This window comes from Streptomyces sp. MspMP-M5 (genome assembly GCF_000373585.1).
GTDB lineage: Bacteria > Actinomycetota > Actinomycetes > Streptomycetales > Streptomycetaceae > Streptomyces.
The window spans coordinates 217,611-234,701 of the sequence record NZ_KB891907.1 but is presented as its reverse complement, the minus strand read 5'-3'; the positions used below and the strand labels follow the sequence as shown (position 1 = coordinate 234,701).

Below are 17,091 nucleotides of genomic sequence, written 5' to 3'. Positions count from 1 at the left end.
GACGGCGGGCGCCCCCGAAGCGGCACCGTTCACCCGGCGGCTCCGGCCCCAGCCGCCGGGCAGCCGCAGTCGCAGCCCGGCCGCCACATCGGCCACGCTCGCCTCCTGAGCCCGCACCGCAGCGACATAGCGCCACGCCTGACGCCACCGCGACACATAAATAACGCCACCACCTCACACGTGGCGCCAAAGATGTGCCATGATGACATCACGGAGCTCCGGCCGTTCGCTCAACTGCGGTACACAATGGAGGACTTGAACCATGTCGCATCACCCTGAGCGGGAGCCGCTCACCGAGTTGCCGATCACCCGTCCCGAGGGGTGCCCTTTCGACCCGCCCGCCGAGCTGGCGGAACTGCGCGAGGAGCAGCCGCTCCGTCGGATGCGCTACCCGGACGGCCACGTCGGCTGGCTGGCCACCGGGTATTCCGTGTCCCGCGCGGTGGCCGGCGACCCGCGCTTCAGTTCGCGCTACGAGCTGATGCACGCGCCGTTCCCGGGCACGGAGGAGGTCACGTTCCCGCCGGCCCCGGTCGGCGACCTGACCGGTATCGACCCGCCCCACCACACCCGCTACCGGCGGCTGCTCATGGGGAAGTTCACGGTGCGCCGCATGCGCGAGCTGACCTCGCGCGTCGAGCAGATCACCGTCGAGCACCTCGACGCCATGGAGCGCCAGGGCCCGCCGGTCGACCTGGTGAAAGCCTACGCGCACCCGCTCCCCGCGCTGATGATCTGTGAACTGCTCGGCGTCCCCTATGCCGAACGCGAGCTCTTCCAGGAACACGCCATGGGGGCCAGCAGCACGGACGGCACCATGGAGGACCAGTACGCCGCCATGGCCGCGCTGCAGGAGTACGTCGGAAAACTGGTGCTCGCCAAGCGCGCCCGGCCCACCGACGATCTGCTCAGCGACCTGACCGGCACCGATCTCACCGACGAGGAACTGGCCGGCGTAGGCAGCTTCCTGCTCGGCGCGGGGCTGGACACCACCTCGAACATGCTCGGGCTCGGCACCTTCGCCCTGCTGACCCATCCCGACCAGGCCGCCGCCCTGCGCGCCGACCCCGCCCTGGCCGACCAGGCGGTGGAAGAGCTGATGCGCTATCTCACCATCGCCCACACCGGGGTGCGCACGGCGCTGGAAGACGTCGAGCTGGACGGCCAGTTGATCAAGGCCGGGGAGACGGTCACCCTCGCGATCCAGGCCGCCAACCGCGACCCGGCGCGCTTCCCCGACCCCGACACCCTCGACCTGCGGCGCCGGGCCACCGGCCATCTGGCCTTCGGCCACGGCATCCACCAGTGCCTGGGCCAGCAACTGGCCCGTATCGAAATGCGGGTGGCCTTCCCGGCCCTGTTCACCCGCTTCCCGACGCTGCGCCTGGCCATACCCCCAGAGGAGGTGCCACTGCGCACGGACCTGACCATGCACGGCGTACAGAGCCTCCCCGTCACCTGGGACGCGGCATAGGCCCCGGCCCCGACCAACGCCCCTCCCGGGCCCCGGGGTGTGCCCGCCCGCAGCCGGCGAACGGGCACACCCACCGGCACCCCGATCGCCGGCAGCGGCCGACAGCCGACGGCCCGTCAGACGCCGAACGCCTCCGCGTAACGGATCACGCCGCCCGCTACGGGGCGGGACGCGTCCGGCGTGAGCGCCCTCAGCGCCTCGTCGGGGACGTCGAACGGGGCCCGGATGCCGAAGCGGGAGGCCGGCGCGCCGTCGAGCCAGGCATCGGGATCCGCGCGCGCAGCCACCGGCTCAGCAGTCGCAACAATCACAGCTGTCGCAGCAGTCGCAGCTGCAACTGCAGCAGCTCGCACAGCTGTCACCGCTGCTGCAGCAGTCACAGCAATCGCAGGCGTGGCAGCAGCCCTCGCGCATCTTGCGCGACCACGGCCCCTCGAACTCCGACGCGCAGCAGACCTTGCAGGTGCAGCACAGCCCGATGGCGACCGCACAGCCCGCCCAGAAACCACGCGGCTTCTTCGGCTCCGGCGAGAAGTGCGGCGGCTGCCCGCCACCCCCACCGGAGCCACCCAGACCACCTGAACCACCCGAGCCACCGGACCAACCGGCCCCGCCGTCTCCGCCCCCATAGCCACCACCGCCCCCACCCGGCTGAACCGCGCCGCCATAGGGATTGCCCGCATAGGGAGTGTTGGCGTACGGACTGTTGACATAGGGGCTATTGGCGTAGGGATTGTCGGCGTACGGGTTCCCGCCCTGCGGGTCGTAGGGGCCGGGTGTCGCGCCGTGGGCCTGGTGGGAACAGGAGGACGTGCCGAAGGCGCGGTCCACCGAGCGCCGCAGTTCGTGCACCAGCAGCACATGGACCAGGGCGGAGTCGGTGAACTCCACATCGCGCAGCGCCAGGCGGATGCCGTGCAGTGCGTCGTCGCACAGCCGGCGGGCCTCGGCCAGCCCGGCACCGGTGGCGGTGATCGGGTTCCAGGCACCCTCGGCGGCATCCGCCGTCCGGTCCTCCACGGCGTCGAGGAGGTGGGCCAGGCGGCCGAAGAGCCGGCCGGCCTCGGCCAGCGGCGCGGCATTACCGGGCCGGCCGGCCAGTGCCGCGGTGTGGGCGAAGGCCGCGGCGGTGGCCGTCTCGGTCGGTTCGGTGATCCTCGTCAGCGGCGTACCGGGGCCGGCCAGCTGCTCGATGCCCAGCTGCCGGTCCACCGCGTCGACGAGGACCGCGGTGTCGAAGCCGAGCGCGGCGCCGGTACGCGCACCGGCCCGGTCCCAGCCCGCGGCAACCCGACGTGCCGCGGCGGCCATCGGCCGGCGGCGCAGCATCCCGTTCCCGTCGGCGACATGGTCGCGGATCTTCGCCGAGGCGAGGACGAGCGAGACCGACGCCGCGAGTCGCGCCCCCTCCCCCTGGGCGACCGAGGCGGTCCGCATACCGCGCAGGGGGCAGGGGCCGGCGGTGCGGCGGCGGAGATCGGTACGGCCGGACTGGGCGTCCGTCAGAACGGACACGATCAGTCCGTCGTAGTTGGTGACGATCCGGGCGAACTGGCCGTGGTCGGCGCGCAACGCCAGGCAGAGGCCGCACAGATGGGCCATCCACTCCGTCCTGAGCCCCTGCGTCAGACGATGGGCGCAGGGCCTGACAATTCCGAACATGTAAGAGCGAACCCCCCGTGTGGCATGAACATGAGCCGGCAATGGCGACGGCGGCAGGGAATGCTACCGACCACCCCCTGACCTGCGCCCACACCCCCCACGCCCGTCACACCACCCCCTCCGCTCCCCCACCTCGTCCCCCTTCCCTTCCGTCTCCTTCCCGTCGCTCATCCACTCTTTCCGCTGATACCGCAGCCCCACCCCTGGCAGGCCACGGCCACGGTGGCGCGACGAGGCGTGGCGTGACGGAGCATCACGTCGTGTACTTACGCGCCCAGTTGGCGGCTCGCCGCGTCGACGGTCTGGGTGAGGAGGGTGGCGATGGTCATCGGGCCGACGCCGCCGGGCACGGGGGTGATCAGGCTCGCGACCGCGGCCGCGGAGTCGAAGTCCACATCTCCGACGTTGCCGGCGTTGCAACCGGCGTCGATGACGACGGCGCCCGGCTTGAGCTGGTCGCCGTGCAGGAAGCGGGGACGGCCGACCGCGGCGATCACGACATCGGCCGCCCTGGTGTGCGCGGCGAGGTCGGCGGTGCGGGAGTGGCAGTAGGTGACGGTGGCATTGCGGCCGAGCAGCAGCATGCCGACGGGCTTGCCGAGGATCGCGCTGCGCCCGACGACCACCGCGTGCTTGCCGGTGAGATCGACGTCATAGTGGTCCAGGAGGCGCATGATGCCGCCGGGGGTGCAGGACACGAAGCCGTCCATGCCGAGGCTCATCGCGGCGAAGGAGTGCGCGGTGACGCCGTCGACGTCCTTCTCGGGGGCGATGGCCTCGAAGGCGGCGCGCTCGTCGATGTGCGGGCCGACCGGGTGCTGGAGCAGGATGCCGTGCACCCCGGAGTCATGCGACAACTCGCCGATGGTGTCGACGAGTTGAGCGGTGGTGGTGTCGGCGGGAAGGGCGAGGTGCCGGGACTGGATGCCGGCCTTGGCGCAGCGGTTGCGCTTCATCCGGACGTAGGTGACGGAGGCCGGGTCGTCGCCTACGAGGACGGTCGCCAGACATGGGGCCTGGCCGGTGCGCGCGGTGAGCGCCGCGGCGCGTGCGGCGGCCTCCTCGACCATGCGGCGGGCGAGCGCGCTGCCGTCCATGAGGCGGGCGGTGGGGGACGTGGTCGTGGTCATAGCGCCTCCTGGGCGTCGTACGTCGTACGGGATCGCCCAGGCGCACGGCATTGACCAAGGAGGTCGAGCCGCTCCCTGGTGGTACTCCACCCAAGCGCCAGTCACGGCTCGCCGACCACTCTAGGCGATGGCCGGACGGCGGCGCGAGCCGTCCGGCTCAGGGGTATTGCTGGCCGGGACTGGAGATATGCGGTGCGGTGGCCGCCTCCCACTGGCTGAGGATGCCGTCCCAGTCGTGCTGGGCGACGGTGACGGCGCTGGGGTCCCAGGGGGGTGCCGGGGGTGGTGGGGAGGCCCAGGGGTTGTGGGATTCCTGGGATGGCCAGGAGGCGTGGGGTTCGTGTGGCTGCCAGGAGGCGTAGGGGTCCTGTGGTGCGGCCCATTGGGCGGCGTGGGCGCTCGCCGCCCAGGCGGCCTGCGGATCGTACGGGGGCGGGGGCGGTGCGGCCGCGTCGGTGCGGGGAATGTGGCCGGTGTCGTGGGTACCGGGTGGCTGGACGTCGGTCATCCGGCGATGGCGGCCGATGCGGTCCGAGTTCATGGGGCGGACGGTCTGGGACTCGGAGGAGAGCTGGTGTGCGCGGGCGGCAAGGATGTGCACGTCCAGGCCCAGTTCGGTGGCGAGCGCGGTGAGGTCGGCGCCGGTGTGGTAGCTGTGCACCAGTACCGCGTCCAGCGCCGGCGACCAGGCCGGTTCGGTGACGGGCATGGGCGGGGGCCCGGGGGCCTGGGCGGGCGGGGGTGCGGGCGCAGCGGCAGGCGCGGGAGGAGGAGTGGGAGCGGGCGCGGCCGGGCGCGGGGGGATCCAGCCGAGGGAGTCGGAGGTCACGCTGCCGACGGTGGTGGCCCGTGGCCAGCCGTTGCCGATCGCGGCCGCGGCGGCGGCTGCCGCGGCAGCGACCGCGGGCGAGGCGGGGCGGGGTGGCTCGGCCTTCTCCGGCTGGGGCTCGGCCCGGCGGGCGGCGCGGCGCTCCCGCTCGGACTCCTCCAGCAGGTTCTTGGCCACCGCACGGGCGTCGTCCTTGCCTACGGTACGGCGGGCCAGACGCACCTCGCGGGCGTCGAGGCCGAGCAGATCGGCGACCACCTCGTCGCTGCCGACGGTCACCGCGAAGGCGGCCAGGGTCCGCGAGCGGCGGGCCTCGGCCTCGTCGAGGAGTCCTTGGGTCCGGCGGACCTCGTCATCGCTGATGCAAAAAGCCTGTGCGAGTACCGCGTGGCGCTCCCACAACTCCCTCGGTTCCATGTCACCGACAACGCTTTTTGGCCGGGGTTGGTCCGGTTCTCAACGAGAGATCACTGTAAGAGGTGATATTCCCCGCATCGCGCGCAGTGCTTTGGGATGTTATGAGACGGGGCGCACGGGGCCGACCGGGGGTATGCGCAGTGACCGATCGGCGGGGCGAATCGTTTCAACGGCCATGAGTGCTCCCTCGTCCGTCACCGTCGCCGGCCACGGCCGGACCGCCTTCGTCCCCCGCTCCCCGGGGGCCCAGCCCGCTCCTCCCGGCACGGAGGTCGCCCCCGCGCCGCCGCGGATCAACGCCGAAGTCGTCCGACAGACCCCCGTGTACGCGGGGCTGGTGCAGATCTGGGCGGAGCGCTCCGCTACGGTGCCCGGCGTCGCGGACCCGGAGTGGCAGCGGCTGGTGTCCTACCGGGCACTGATGGAGGAGACCGAGAGCGCGCTCACCGCGCTGCGGCCGCACCGGGCGCCGGACGTGCTGCCGCCGCGCCGGACCGTTCCCGTGCCGCCCGCGCGGTACGCGACCGAACTGACGCCGGTGCACGGCGGGTTGCGGCCGATCGGCCACCCGTGACCGGGCCGCCCGGCCCCGGGCGTTCGGCCCCTCGACACACCGGTGGGCCCGGGTACCGGACCCGGGCCCATGGAGGTGGCGACGCGGCAGGACGCGGCGGCTAGAGGAGACCGAGGAAGTCCAGTCCGAGGAGGCCGTGCCGGCCCAGGCCGTCGGCGAGGCGGGCCGCCTCCTCGTCGTGGCGGCCGTCGTCGTCGCGCCGCTTGCCGCCGTCGTCGTCGCGGCGCTTGCCCCCGTCGTCACGGCGGTGGCCCTCGTCGTCGCGCCGGCCGTAGTCGTCGTCCCGGCGGCCCTCGTCGTCATCGCGGCGACCGTAGCCTTCGTCCCGGCGGCCGGAGTCGTCGTCGTAGCGGCGGCCGCCGCGCCCGTAGCCGTCGTCGTAACGGCTTTGCCCGTGTCGGCCTGCGTGGCTGCCGCCGTGGCCGTGGTGGCGGCCGTGCTTGGCGTGGCACTGGCTGTGGGAGGGGCACAGCGTGGCCTGTGCGCCACTGGGGGCCGCGGTCGCGGCGCCCGCGGCCGGGACGACCAGGGCAGCCGCGGCGAGACCGGCCATCGCGAGCCCGCGAGGAATCGAACGAAGCATTGTTCCACCTTTACTCAGCTGGGCAGAAAAGGAACATTCTCCTGCAAGCGCGACAATAGGGCTGCCATCCAACCCCGCGCGGCGACCCGCCGGAGGGTCACCGGAACGCAGCACGGGCCGCACCGCACCCGAGTGCGGCCTCGGCCGGACGGTGTCACCCGGTCTTCGGCAGGCCCTCCAGCAGGGCGCCCAGCGCCTCCCCCACCAGCCGGCAGACGGTGTCCGGATCGGCGCTGGCCAACGGCTCCTTGCCGACCACCACCCGCATCAGGCCGATGCCCAGCAGCCAGGACAGTGCGAGATCGCCGCGCAGCGCGCCGTCGTCGGCGCGCGAGAGGGTGGCGAGCACCTCGGCGTACTCGTCGCCAAGTCCCCGGAGCGCCTCGGCGATTTCGTCGCTGCCGCCGATGGAGCGGAGGCAGACCTCCAGTGACCGGTCGGTGCCGGGGCCGCCGCCCTCGGCGAGCATGCCGCGCAGGGCGACGTCGAAGAGCCGCTCGGCGGGGGNGGTGCGCAGCTGCTCGTGGCCGCCGCGTGCCATCACCTCGCCGAACAGGGCCTTCTTCGAGCCGAAGTACCGGAACAGCAGGGCCTGGTTGACGCCGGCCCGGGCGGCGATGTCGCGTACCGTCGCGCGTTCGTAGCCGCGTTCGGCGAAGAGTTCCGAGGCGGCGTCCAGCAGCAGTCGCCGGGTTCCCTGGGCGTCCCGGCGGTGTTCGCCAGGGGGGCCGCCGCGCGGGGCCTCCTCCGTCGAATGCGCCCTGACCTCCTCCGTTGCTTCTCGCATGACGCTTCCCCTTTCCGTCGGTCCGTCGGATGACCACAGTGACCCGCCGCGGACGGCCATGACGACGGCGACAATCCGCCGTTGACCGCCCCGTGCAGGCGTCCTACCTTTGTAAGCAGGTGCTTACACAAGGGAGGTCACCGTGACCACAGCCGACACAGCACCCCTTTCCTACCCCTTCAATATCGCTGAGAGCCTCGATCTGGCGGCGGAGTACGACCAGGTACGTGACCGTCCGGGGCTGCTCAAGGTCCAGTTGACGTACGGTGAGCCGGCCTGGCTCGTCACGCGGTACGCCGAGGCCCGGTTCGTCCTGGGCGACCTGCGGTTCAGCCGGGCCGAGAGCGCCCGGCACGACGAACCGCGGCAGTCCGAGGGGACCCGCAACAGCGGCATCCTGAGCATGGACCCGCCGGACCACACCCGGTTGCGCACCCTGGTCGCCAAGGCGTTCACGGTCCGTCAGGTCGAGAAGCTCCGGCCGCAGGTCAAAGAACTGACCCGCGAACTGCTCGACGAACTGGAGGCGGCCGGGCCGCCGGCGGACCTCGTCGACCGGTACGCGCTGCCCATTCCGGTGGCCGTCATCTGCCGGCTGCTCGGGGTGCCGACGGAGGACCGGCCGCAGTTCCGGGTGTGGAGCGACGCCGCACTGTCGACGAGTTCCCTGACCGCCGAGGAGTTCGACGCCAACCGCGAGGAACTCCGTGCGTACATGGCCAAGTTGATCGACCAGCACCGGCAGGAGCCGCAGGACGACCTGATGACCGCGCTGATCGACGCGCGGGAGGTCGACGTCGAGCGGCTGACGGAGCTGGAACTGATCGACCTGTGCGTGGGCATCCTGGTCGCCGGCCACGAGACCACCGCCACCCAGATTCCCAACTTCGTGCTGGCGCTGCTGGACCACCCGGAGCAGCTGGCCCTGTTGCGGGAGCAGCCCGAGCTGATCGGGGGCGCCGTGGAGGAGTTGCTGCGGTTCGTCCCCCTGGGGAGCGGTGCCGGCCAGGCACGGTACGCCACCGAGGACATCGAGGTCGGGGGCACGCTGGTGCGGGCCGGCGAGCCCGTGCTGGTCGCGGTGGGCGCGGCCAACCGCGACGCGCTGCGGTTCGACGCACCGGGAAAGCTGGACATCCGGCGGACCGGCAACCAGCACCTGGGCTTCGGGCACGGCGTGCACCACTGCCTGGGCGCGCCGCTGGCCCGGCTGGAGCTCCAGGAGGCGCTGCTGGCACTGCTGACCCGCTTCCCGGACCTGCACCTCGCCGGGGACGTGGAGTGGAAGACCCAGATGCTGGTACGCGGTCCGCGGGTCCTGCCGGTGGGGTGGTGAGCGCGGTGACGTGGAAGGTGGAGATCGACCCGGGGCTGTGCATCGCCTCGGGTTCCTGTCCGGCGATCGCGCCGGACCTGTTCGTACTGGACGGGTCGCACGCCCGGGCGGTGCGGGAGGAGATCCCGGAGGACGAACGGGCGGTGGACGCGGCCGAGTTGTGTCCGGCGATGGCCATCACGGTGCGGGACTCGGCCGGGCAAGTGGTCGGGCCCCGGCCGTAGGGACAAGGGGTGGTCGGCGGGGCGTGGCCGGGGCCGCGCCCCGCTTCGCATGCCCGGAACCCGGTGGGGTGCGTTGCGGGCGGTGCCGCGTCCGATGCCGGGGTGGGGATGTCGAACGGTCCGCGGGGGACGCGGCGGTGCCCCGTGATTGAGTTGCCCCATGGCTGACGAGACCACTTCTTCTGCGCCCGGTTCGCCCACGGCACCGCGCCCCACCGAAGCCCGGGCGGCGGTCCCGCCCGCTCTGACCGCCGCGCCCGGCTATCAGGTGCGGCGGCTGTACCAGGCGTATCTGGCCGTGTGGGTGCGCGCGGTCGATCCGACGCTGACCGGGCCGCAGTTCGCGGTGCTGACCGCGGTGGACGCGACGCCGGGGCGGGACCAGCGGTCGATGGCGTCGGCGGTGGCGTTGGACACCTCCACGATGGCGGATGTGGCGCGGCGGCTGGAGAGCCGGGGGTTGATAGTCCGCCGCGCGGACGCCGCGGACGGCCGCCGCAAGCTGCTGTTCCTGACCGAGGACGGCGAGCGGACGCTGCGGGCCGCGCGGGAGCGGACGCGGCGGCTGGACGAGCGGCTGATGGCGCCGTACGACGCCGCGCAGCGCGCCGATGTGATGCGGCTGCTGACGTCCCTGGCCGATCGCTGGGAGGGCCTGGCCGAGGACTGCTGACCGCGGCGGCCGTAGGGCGCGGGCCAAGGCCCGGCCGATGGGGCAGGCCCTGACTGGCGCCGGTCCCGGTGTTCCGTTGTGCTCCATTTCCGCCCCTCCTGGTTCGCCTGCGGGGGCGAGGTGCGACGATGGGGCCTGTCATGGATGCGGGGCACGTTCTCAGGGGGCTGCGCGCCGCGGTGTTCGCGGTGGTCTGCGTGCTCCTGGCTGCGCTGGGGCACGCGGTGATGTCGGATGCCGCGGTGCCCGGCTGGATGCTGCTCGCGGCCGGACTGGCGACCGCGGCCGGTGCCTGGTGCCTGGCCGGCCGCGAACGCGGCCCCGTGGTCGTGGGCCTGCTGACCGTCGGCACGCAGGCCGCCCTGCACAGCGCGTTCTCCCTGGGGCAGGCGATGGCCGGCGCCGGCGGGGACCGGGCCACGCTCGCCCGCGCCTGGGCCGGCACCTGGATGTGCGGCGCCCAAGGGCTGTCGCTCAAGGAGATCGACGCGGCGCGGGCGTTGACGCCGATGGGGCGGACCGGGTCGATGGGGTCGATGGATCCCTCGGCCGCGATGGGCGGTGCGGCGGAGTTGCCGCACTCCGGCCTGGCGCACTCGGCCATGCCACAGATGGATATGTCCCCTATGGGGATGTCCGGTGGGGGCATGCACGGGAGCGCCGTCGGCATGCTCGCGGCGCACCTGCTGGTCGCGCTGCTCAGTGCGTGGTGGCTGTGGGGCGGGGAGCGGGCGGCGTTCCGGCTCGTGCGGAGCGTGTCCGCCCGGCTGTTCGCGCCGCTGCTGCTGACGCTGCGAGCGGTGCTGCCGGCGTCCCGCCCGGTCCCGCGCCCCGTCCGGCAGGAGCCGCGCTGCGCGGTGCGCCGGCTGCTGCTGGCCCATGCGATGTCCTTGCGGGGTCCCCCGCGTGAGCCGGCTGTCGTCTGACAGCACGGTCGAACACCCCCGGCCGGAAACGGCGTACGGGCACCACGGGCCACTGCCCCGTGCCCGCCTTTCCGGCCGCGACGTCACCGGTCGGCCGCGTCCTCGCGCGCCGACCGGATCACGCGAAGGACTCCAAGGACTCCAGATGACGAATCCTGTCCGGATGCCGGTGGCACCGCCGCCCGCGTCCCTTCCCCATGACCGGGAGAGCCTCGTCGGACGCCCGGCGCTTCCCGGCCGGTCAGCCCGCCTGACGGCCCGGCCGTCGGCCCGGGCGGAGGCGAGCGAGCAGCGCCTCGGTCGACGCCGGGTCGACGCCCTCGGGCGCGGCCCCCTCCCCCTCGTGTCCGGTGGCGCCGCCGAGCGCCGTGCTCAACGCCCGTGCCCGGGCCTCCCACTGGCGACAGTCCGCACAGCCCGCGAGATGGTCGTCGAGGCGGCGGGCGGTCAGCCCCGGGGGCAGCGCCTCGCCGTCGAGGCGGGCGGAGAGTGCCGTACGGATGCGCGAGCAGAGCATGCGCCCAGTCTCCCCGAATTGGTCCGTACCGGCGAGGGGCGGTCCCGGCGTGCGTGACGACGAGACGGTAACCGGCTGGGCGCTGGCCGCCCGGGACGGCGACGAACGGGCCGTCGAGCAGTTCGTGCGGGCCACCCAGCTCGATGTGCGGCGGTATGTGACGCACCTCAGCGGGGAGGCCCAGGCGGCCGACGACCTGGTGCAGGACACCTATGTGCGGGCGCTGCGCGGGCTGCCGCGGTTCGAGGGCCGGTCGTCGGCCCGGACCTGGCTGCTGACGATCGCCCGGCGGGTGGTGGCGGACCGGATCCGCACCCATGCGGTACGGCCGCGGCTGTCGGCGACCGACGACTGGCAGTCCGCCGCCGAGCGGGTCCAGCCGCGCGGGGTGCCGGGCTTCGAGGAGGGCATCGCGCTGGCCGAGTTGCTGGCGGCGCTGACGCCGCAGCGGCGGGAGGCGTTCGTGCTGACGCAGCTGCTGGGGCTGCCGTACGCGGCGGCGGCCGGGGTGATGGGCTGCCCGGTGGGGACGGTGCGTTCGCGGGTGGCACGGGCCCGGGAGACGCTGATCGCGCGGCTGGCGGAGGCCGAGGCCGGCGCCAGGGCCGAGGGGGAAGCCGGGGACGGGGTGGAAGCCGGGGACGGCGCCGCGGTGGCGGTCGACGGTGAGCGGACGCTGCGGGCTGCGGCCCCGCGCGGCGTAACGCGGCGCAGACCGGGGCCGGGCGACCGGCGGCCGCGCCGGCTCGCCACCGCGGTGGCCTGACCGGCCGGGGCGGCTGCCGACGGGGGCTCATGGGCGGGCGGTGGCCGGCTCATGAGCCCCCGTGGCGCCGGGACAGCGGGGCAGCAGGACGGCGGGTGTGCGCGTCGCCTACCGCCCGCCGCCTACGGCCCGTCGCCTGCCGTGCGTCGCCTACTGCTCGCCGGGGCTGACCGCCCGGGCCGTCACGGTCAGCGGTGGGCTGTCGCGGAAGTGCAGGGTGAAGGTCAGGCGGTCGCCGGGGGCCAGCCGGGGCGGTGGGCTGACCATGATGTCGAGGGTGGTCGGCGTCATGGTGAGCGCACCGCCGGCCGGGACGGTGGCGCCGGGGGCCATGGCCATGGAGTGGGCGTTGCGGCCGACGGCGATGTCGCGGCTGAGCATGGCGCGGTGACCCGGCGGGCCGGTGACGGCGGTGAGGACGTCGTGTGCGGTACCGGAGTTGCGGACGGTGAAGAAGGCCGCGGTGGCGTCGTTCCCGGCGGGTATCAGCACCCGGCCCTCGGCGGCGGTCAGCCGGGCGGGGGTGCCGGCGTTGCCGGTGGCGGTCCAGGCGGTGAGGGTGCCGAGGGTGGCCAGGCAGGTGAGCAGCGGCACGGCGCCGGCGGCGAGGCGTGAGCGGTTCATGCGGATTCCCAAGTGCCGTGATTTCGGGGTGAGGTGGCGCCGCGCGAGGTGGCGTCATGCGCAGTGGTGCGGTCGTGTGGCGGGCCTGCCGGGCGGCGGGGTGCGCGGGTGACGGCGGGGGGTTGCCAGGCGCGGAGCCGCAGGCTGTTGCCGACGACGAGGAGGGAGCTGGCGGACATCGCGGCCGCGGCGATCATCGGGTTGAGCAGTCCGACGGCGGCGAGCGGCACGGTGACGAGGTTGTAGCCGAACGCCCAGAGGAGGTTGCCGCGGATGGTGCCGAGCGTGCGACGGGCGAGGCGGACGGCGTCGGGGATGGCCTGGAGGTCGGCACGGACGAGCGTGACGTCGGCGGCGCCGATCGCCGCGTCGGTCCCGCCGCCCATGGCGATGCCGAGGTCGGCGAGGGCCAGGGCGGCCGCGTCGTTGACCCCGTCGCCGACCACCGCGACCCGGCCGCCCTGCTCCCGCAGCGTCGTGACCAGCGCGGCCTTGTCATGCGGCCGGGCCTGGGCGTGGACCTCGGTGATGGCCAACTGCGCGGCCACCGCCCGGGCGGTGGCGGTGCGGTCCCCGGTGGCCAGCACCGGGCGCAGGCCCAGGCGGCGCAGGTGGTCGACGGCGCGGTAGGCGTCGGGGCGGAGGGTGTCGCCGAGGGCGAGGACGGCCGCCGGGTCGCCGTCGACGGTGACCAGGACCGCGGTGTGGCCGGCGGCTTCGGCGGCGCGGACCGCGTCCGGCAGCGGAGCGGGCAGCCCGGCGGGGTCGTCGGGCGGGCGGACGACGGTGACCGTGCGCCCGTCCACCACGCCGCGCACGCCGAAGCCCGGGGTGGCGGTGAAGTCGCGGACCGCGGCGGCCGGTTCGAGCGGTGCGTCGGGCCCGTGGTCGCGGGCGTGGGCGAGGACGGCGCGGGCCACGGGGTGTTCGGAGCCCTGCTCGACGGTGGCGGCGAGCCGCAGCACCTCGTCCGGGTCGGGGCCGTCCGCGCACGGCGTGAAGGCGGTGACGGTCATCCGTCCCGTGGTGAGGGTGCCGGTCTTGTCGAGGACGACGGTATCGATGCGGCGCAGGCGTTCCAGCGCCCGCGGGCCGCTGACCAGGATTCCGAGCTGAGCGCCGCGGCCGGTGGCGGCCAGCAGCGCGGTCGGGGTCGCCAGGCCCAGGGCGCACGGGCAGGCGACGACGAGCACGGCGACCGCGGCGGTGACCGCGGCCTGGGGGTCGGCTCCGGCGCCGAGCCAGAACCCCAGCACGGTGACGGCGATGGTCAGCACGGCGGGGACGAAGACCGCGGCGACCGCGTCCGCGAGCCGCTGGGCCCGGGTCTTGCCGGTCTGGGCATCCTCGACGAGCCGGGTGATCCGGGCGAGTTGGGTGTCGCCGCCCACCGCGTCGGCCCGGACCTCCAGCAGCCCGCCGGAGTTGACCGCGCCGCCGACGACCGGCGAGTCCGGGCCGACCTCGACGGGGTGGCTCTCGCCGCTGATCAGGGAGAGGTCCAGGGCCGAGCTGCCGGTGACGACGGTGCCGTCGGTGGCGACCCGTTCACCGGGCCGGACCAGGAAGTGGTCGCCGACCTGCAACAGGGCGACGGGCAGGCGGCGTTCGGTGCCGTCCGGGCGGCGCACCGACACCTCCTTGGCGGCGAGTTCGGCCAGGGAGCGGAGCGCGGCGCCGGTGCCGCGCCGGGCCCGGGCCTCCATCCGCCGCCCGGCCAGCACGAACAGCGGCACGCCGACGGCGGCTTCGAGATAGAGGTGGGCGGTGCCGTCGTCGGCCGTGGGCAGCAGGCTGAACGGCATCGTCATCCCGGCCGTGCCGGCGCCGCCGAGGAACAGCGCGTACACGGACCAGCCGAAGGACGCCGCGACGCCGAGGGACACCAGGGTGTCCATGGTCGCCGCGCCGTGCCGGAGGCCGCGCAGCGCGCGGACGTGGAAGGGGGCCGCGCCCCATACGGCGACGGGCGCGGCGAGCACGAAGCAGAGCCACTGCCAGTTGCGGAACTGCCAGCCGGGCACCATCGACAGGGCCAGCACGGGGAGGGCGAGCAGGGCGGTCAGGAGCAGGCGGCGGAGCTCGGCGGAGTCGGCGGCATCGGGTGTCTCGGGTGCGTCGGCTGCGTCGGTGGCGTGGTCCCGAGCGCCGCCGGGGGTGGCGTCGTCGGGCCTCCCGGCGGAGGGCTGCCGGGGGTCGTCCTCGGGCGGCGCGGACGCGGTGAAGCCGGCGGCCTCGACGGTGGCGATGAGGGCGTCGACGCCGAGCGACGCGGGGTGGCTGATCCGGGCCCGTTCGGTGGCGAGGTTCACCGAGGCGGTGACGCCGTCCAGCCTGCCGAGCTTCCGCTCCACCCGGCCCACGCAGGCGGCGCAGGTCATTCCGCCGATGGCGAGGGTGGTGACGCGTTCGGGCTCCGGCTGGGGCTGGGGTGGGGATTGCGGTGGGGTCTGGGGGTCGGACTGGGTTGGCTGGGGCTGCCGTCGGTGCCGGGTCATCGTCCGGCTCCCGGCGTCGGGAGGAGAGGTGCGGCGGGGTAGGTCGCGGGGTCGGTGACGGGGGCGACGCCGGCTGGCACGGCCCGCGGCGCGCCCAGTGCGCTCATGCCCGCCATGCCGGGCATCCCGCCGGAATCGCCGCCGGAATCGCGGCCGCCGGGCGGTTCGGTGCTCCCGGGGCCACGGTCGGGACGGAGGCCGGGGGCGACCGGGCCGACGGCGCCGCCCACCGCGTAGGCGAGGGCGAACAGCAGCGCCAGCAGTGCGACGAAGCCGAGGACCGAGCGGGCCGGGAGCAGCCGGCGGAGCCGGCCGGGCGGCGCGGAGGCCCGGGGCTGCCGGGCGGAGCCGGCCGGGGACGCGTCGGGTGGGGGTGCGCAGCGGGCGGGGGTGGTCATCGCGTCATCGTGGCAGGTGGGAAGGGGGGCGAACGGCCGATCGGCGGCCGTTCGGCACGTGAGGTTCGTCCCGTCCGTCCGGCGGAACCGGGCACGCTCTCGGGCCGACTAACTGGGTTTCGCCGCGGCCCACTTCGCCGCATCGCGCCCCCTCCGACCGGAAATTTCCCCCCTCGGCGGGAACCGGGGCCGCTCGCCGACCGACCTCTCAGACGCCGCCGTGCCGGACATGTGCGGTGGATCGAGGAGAGGACGGGCCGATGCCACGGGACCTGGCGGAGGGGCAGCGGGAGCGGTGGGGGCTGGTGGCCGTCGCCGGGATCTGCGCGTTCCTGGCCATGTTCGACATGAGCGTGGTGACGGTGGCGGTGCCCGGCATCGCGACCGGCTTCGCCGTCCCGGTGTCCGTCGCCCAGTGGGCGGTACTGGCCTACCAACTCCCGGTCGTCGCCCTGCTGTTGCCCGCCGGACGCTGGCTCGACCGGGCCCCGCTGCGACCGGTTGTGCTGGGCGCGCTGGCCGGCTTCGGGCTGTGCGGCGCGGCCGCGGCCGGCGCGCCGGTCGCCGCGGTGCTGATCGTGGCGCGGCTGCTCCAAGGGGTGTGCGGCGCGGTGCTGTTCGTCCTGATGCCGCTGCTGGCGCTCCGCGCCGTACGACCCGAGCTGCGCGGCCGGGCGATGAGCGTACCGGCCACGCTCGGGCCGCTCGGCGCGGTCACCGGACCGGCGCTGGGCGGGGTGCTGCTGGACCACTGGGGCTGGCGCGCCGTGCTGCTGGTGAAGTTGCCGCTGTGTGCGCTCGCCTGGTGGCTGGCCCGGCGCGGGTTGGCGCCGGGCGGGCGGCCGGGCGCGCCGGGCCGGGCGGAGTGGCGGGCCGCCGCACCTGCCGCCGTCGCCGTGGCGGCCCTGCTGCTGGGGCTGACGTCGACGGCCGAGGGGTGGACGGCTCCGCTGCTCTGCGGGCTCGCGCTGGCGGCGGGCGCGGTGTGGGCACGGGGCGCGGACGGGCGGCGGGTGCGTGCCGCGCTGCGATCGGCCCGTACGGGCGCGATCCACGGTGCGGTGCTCGCCCTGGCCGCGGCGTTCGCGGCGGTGCACTTCCTGCTGGCGGTGGATCTCCAGCGCGCGGAGGGCGTCTCGGCGTCGGCGACCGGTCTGGCGCTGCTCGGTTTCCCCGCGGCCATGGCGGTGGCGGGCCCGGTGGGCGGCCGCCTCGCCGACCGTTACGGTCCCCGGCCGGTGGCGGTGGCGGGCGCGGCGCTGGTCGCCGTCGGTTTCGGGCTGCTCGCCACGGCCGGCGCCTGGACGCCGCTCCCGGTCGCCTGGCGCCTGGCGGTGGCGGGGCTGGGCATGGGGCTGTACGGCGGGCCGGCCCAGTTGATGGCGCTGGAGGCGGCGGGGCCGGAGCGGATGGCCACCGCCGGCTCGACCGTGCAACTCGCCCGGAGCGCCGGCTTCGCGCTCGGCCCGGCCGCGGCCACCGCACTGGCCACCGCGGGCGGCATCCGCACCGGGCCGGCACTGGCCACCGCGGCCGCGCTGCTGGCGGCCCTGCTGCTGGCCCGGCGGCCGGGGCGGTGCGCGGCGGCAACGGCTGGCCGTACCCGCTCCACCCCTCCGTGAGCCCTGACGGCCCGACGGCTGGACGGCCCACCGAAGAAGCACCCCAGTACC

The 17,091-nt window shown here is 74.7% G+C and carries 18 protein-coding genes and 1 riboswitch; of the genes, 8 read left to right on the top strand and 10 right to left on the bottom strand.

Annotation, left to right across the window (positions count from 1 at the left end):
* Nucleotides 1-262: 262 nt before the first annotated feature.
* Nucleotides 263-1,474: a cytochrome P450 gene (locus tag B073_RS0125880; protein WP_018540997.1), complete on the top strand. Its 1,212-nt coding sequence runs from the start codon at nucleotides 263-265 to the stop codon at nucleotides 1,472-1,474.
* A gap of 116 nt (nucleotides 1,475-1,590) precedes the next feature.
* Here B073_RS0125880 and B073_RS44435 read toward each other — a convergent pair whose 3' ends face one another.
* The 4 genes from B073_RS44435 to B073_RS47295 all read right to left on the bottom strand — a co-directional run bounded on the left by B073_RS44435 (nucleotide 1,591) and on the right by B073_RS47295 (nucleotide 5,512).
* Nucleotides 1,591-1,761, bottom strand: a complete 171-nt coding sequence (locus B073_RS44435; protein ID WP_018540996.1) for a hypothetical protein — start codon at nucleotides 1,759-1,761, stop codon at nucleotides 1,591-1,593.
* A 4-nt stretch (nucleotides 1,762-1,765) separates the two neighbouring features.
* Nucleotides 1,766-3,136, bottom strand: a complete 1,371-nt coding sequence (locus B073_RS46670) for a DUF5685 family protein (protein WP_026247732.1) — start codon at nucleotides 3,134-3,136, stop codon at nucleotides 1,766-1,768.
* Between the two features lie 266 nt (nucleotides 3,137-3,402).
* On the bottom strand, nucleotides 3,403-4,266 hold the full coding sequence (locus B073_RS0125865; protein ID WP_018540994.1) for a bifunctional 5,10-methylenetetrahydrofolate dehydrogenase/5,10-methenyltetrahydrofolate cyclohydrolase: 864 nt from the start codon (nucleotides 4,264-4,266) through the stop codon (nucleotides 3,403-3,405).
* A 27-nt stretch (nucleotides 4,267-4,293) separates the two neighbouring features.
* Nucleotides 4,294-4,381, bottom strand: a riboswitch (ZMP/ZTP riboswitch).
* A gap of 42 nt (nucleotides 4,382-4,423) precedes the next feature.
* Complete coding sequence (locus B073_RS47295) at nucleotides 4,424-5,512, bottom strand: hypothetical protein (RefSeq protein ID WP_199788193.1); 1,089 nt, start codon at nucleotides 5,510-5,512, stop codon at nucleotides 4,424-4,426.
* A 175-nt stretch (nucleotides 5,513-5,687) separates the two neighbouring features.
* Here B073_RS47295 and B073_RS0125855 point away from each other — a divergent pair, with 175 nt between their 5' ends.
* Nucleotides 5,688-6,086 (top strand): hypothetical protein, encoded by a 399-nt coding sequence (locus B073_RS0125855; protein ID WP_018540993.1) that lies wholly within the window; start codon nucleotides 5,688-5,690, stop codon nucleotides 6,084-6,086.
* Nucleotides 6,087-6,186: 100 nt separating this feature from the next.
* Here B073_RS0125855 and B073_RS46660 read toward each other — a convergent pair whose 3' ends face one another.
* On the bottom strand, nucleotides 6,187-6,669 hold the full coding sequence (locus B073_RS46660; RefSeq protein ID WP_158690225.1) for a hypothetical protein: 483 nt from the start codon (nucleotides 6,667-6,669) through the stop codon (nucleotides 6,187-6,189).
* A gap of 154 nt (nucleotides 6,670-6,823) precedes the next feature.
* Complete coding sequence (locus B073_RS0125845) at nucleotides 6,824-7,456, bottom strand: TetR/AcrR family transcriptional regulator (RefSeq protein ID WP_018540992.1); 633 nt, start codon at nucleotides 7,454-7,456, stop codon at nucleotides 6,824-6,826.
* A gap of 142 nt (nucleotides 7,457-7,598) precedes the next feature.
* Between B073_RS0125845 and B073_RS0125840 the strand changes: the two genes are divergently transcribed.
* From B073_RS0125840 to B073_RS45925, 4 genes are all read left to right on the top strand, one after another.
* Nucleotides 7,599-8,792, top strand: coding sequence for a cytochrome P450 (locus B073_RS0125840; protein WP_018540991.1), 1,194 nt, complete (start codon nucleotides 7,599-7,601; stop codon nucleotides 8,790-8,792).
* Nucleotides 8,793-8,797: 5 nt separating this feature from the next.
* Nucleotides 8,798-9,016, top strand: a complete 219-nt coding sequence (locus tag B073_RS0125835) for a ferredoxin (RefSeq protein WP_026247730.1) — start codon at nucleotides 8,798-8,800, stop codon at nucleotides 9,014-9,016.
* A 160-nt stretch (nucleotides 9,017-9,176) separates the two neighbouring features.
* Nucleotides 9,177-9,689: a MarR family winged helix-turn-helix transcriptional regulator gene (locus B073_RS0125830; RefSeq protein WP_018540989.1), complete on the top strand. Its 513-nt coding sequence runs from the start codon at nucleotides 9,177-9,179 to the stop codon at nucleotides 9,687-9,689.
* 140 nt (nucleotides 9,690-9,829) lie between these two features.
* The gene (locus B073_RS45925; RefSeq protein WP_026247729.1) at nucleotides 9,830-10,615 is read left to right on the top strand and encodes a hypothetical protein; all 786 of its coding nucleotides are present in this window, start codon (nucleotides 9,830-9,832) and stop codon (nucleotides 10,613-10,615) included.
* A gap of 241 nt (nucleotides 10,616-10,856) precedes the next feature.
* On the opposite strand, the gene B073_RS0125820 is transcribed toward B073_RS45925, so the two are convergent.
* Nucleotides 10,857-11,132 (bottom strand): zf-HC2 domain-containing protein, encoded by a 276-nt coding sequence (locus B073_RS0125820; RefSeq protein ID WP_018540987.1) that lies wholly within the window; start codon nucleotides 11,130-11,132, stop codon nucleotides 10,857-10,859.
* A gap of 49 nt (nucleotides 11,133-11,181) precedes the next feature.
* On the opposite strand from B073_RS0125820, the gene B073_RS0125815 reads away from it, so the two are divergent.
* Complete coding sequence (locus B073_RS0125815) at nucleotides 11,182-11,898, top strand: sigma-70 family RNA polymerase sigma factor (RefSeq protein ID WP_018540986.1); 717 nt, start codon at nucleotides 11,182-11,184, stop codon at nucleotides 11,896-11,898.
* Between the two features lie 150 nt (nucleotides 11,899-12,048).
* Here B073_RS0125815 and B073_RS0125810 read toward each other — a convergent pair whose 3' ends face one another.
* From B073_RS0125810 to B073_RS43335, 3 genes are all read right to left on the bottom strand, one after another.
* Entirely contained in the window at nucleotides 12,049-12,522 is a 474-nt protein-coding gene (locus tag B073_RS0125810) for a copper chaperone PCu(A)C (RefSeq protein ID WP_018540985.1), read from the bottom strand.
* Nucleotides 12,519-14,903, bottom strand: coding sequence for a heavy metal translocating P-type ATPase (locus B073_RS41165; RefSeq protein ID WP_018540984.1), 2,385 nt, complete (start codon nucleotides 14,901-14,903; stop codon nucleotides 12,519-12,521). The genes B073_RS0125810 and B073_RS41165 overlap by 4 nt, the downstream gene beginning before the upstream one ends.
* 113 nt (nucleotides 14,904-15,016) lie before the next feature.
* Nucleotides 15,017-15,418, bottom strand: coding sequence for a hypothetical protein (locus tag B073_RS43335; protein WP_018540983.1), 402 nt, complete (start codon nucleotides 15,416-15,418; stop codon nucleotides 15,017-15,019).
* Nucleotides 15,419-15,678: 260 nt separating this feature from the next.
* Here B073_RS43335 and B073_RS0125795 point away from each other — a divergent pair, with 260 nt between their 5' ends.
* On the top strand, nucleotides 15,679-17,040 hold the full coding sequence (locus B073_RS0125795; RefSeq protein WP_018540982.1) for an MFS transporter: 1,362 nt from the start codon (nucleotides 15,679-15,681) through the stop codon (nucleotides 17,038-17,040).
* Nucleotides 17,041-17,091 lie beyond the last annotated feature (51 nt).

Coding starts and splice junctions, on each gene's coding strand:
- B073_RS0125880 (WP_018540997.1), top strand. CDS start 263: ATGTCGCATCACCCTGAGCGGGAGCCGCTCACCGAGTTGCCGATCACC.
- B073_RS46670 (WP_026247732.1), bottom strand. CDS start 3,136: ATGTTCGGAATTGTCAGGCCCTGCGCCCATCGTCTGACGCAGGGGCTC.
- B073_RS0125865 (WP_018540994.1), bottom strand. CDS start 4,266: ATGACCACGACCACGTCCCCCACCGCCCGCCTCATGGACGGCAGCGCG.
- B073_RS47295 (WP_199788193.1), bottom strand. CDS start 5,512: ATGGAACCGAGGGAGTTGTGGGAGCGCCACGCGGTACTCGCACAGGCT.
- B073_RS0125855 (WP_018540993.1), top strand. CDS start 5,688: ATGAGTGCTCCCTCGTCCGTCACCGTCGCCGGCCACGGCCGGACCGCC.
- B073_RS46660 (WP_158690225.1), bottom strand. CDS start 6,669: ATGCTTCGTTCGATTCCTCGCGGGCTCGCGATGGCCGGTCTCGCCGCG.
- B073_RS0125830 (WP_018540989.1), top strand. CDS start 9,177: ATGGCTGACGAGACCACTTCTTCTGCGCCCGGTTCGCCCACGGCACCG.
- B073_RS45925 (WP_026247729.1), top strand. CDS start 9,830: ATGGATGCGGGGCACGTTCTCAGGGGGCTGCGCGCCGCGGTGTTCGCG.
- B073_RS0125820 (WP_018540987.1), bottom strand. CDS start 11,132: ATGCTCTGCTCGCGCATCCGTACGGCACTCTCCGCCCGCCTCGACGGC.
- B073_RS0125810 (WP_018540985.1), bottom strand. CDS start 12,522: ATGAACCGCTCACGCCTCGCCGCCGGCGCCGTGCCGCTGCTCACCTGC.
- B073_RS41165 (WP_018540984.1), bottom strand. CDS start 14,903: ATGACCTGCGCCGCCTGCGTGGGCCGGGTGGAGCGGAAGCTCGGCAGG.
- B073_RS43335 (WP_018540983.1), bottom strand. CDS start 15,418: ATGACCACCCCCGCCCGCTGCGCACCCCCACCCGACGCGTCCCCGGCC.
- B073_RS0125795 (WP_018540982.1), top strand. CDS start 15,679: ATGCCACGGGACCTGGCGGAGGGGCAGCGGGAGCGGTGGGGGCTGGTG.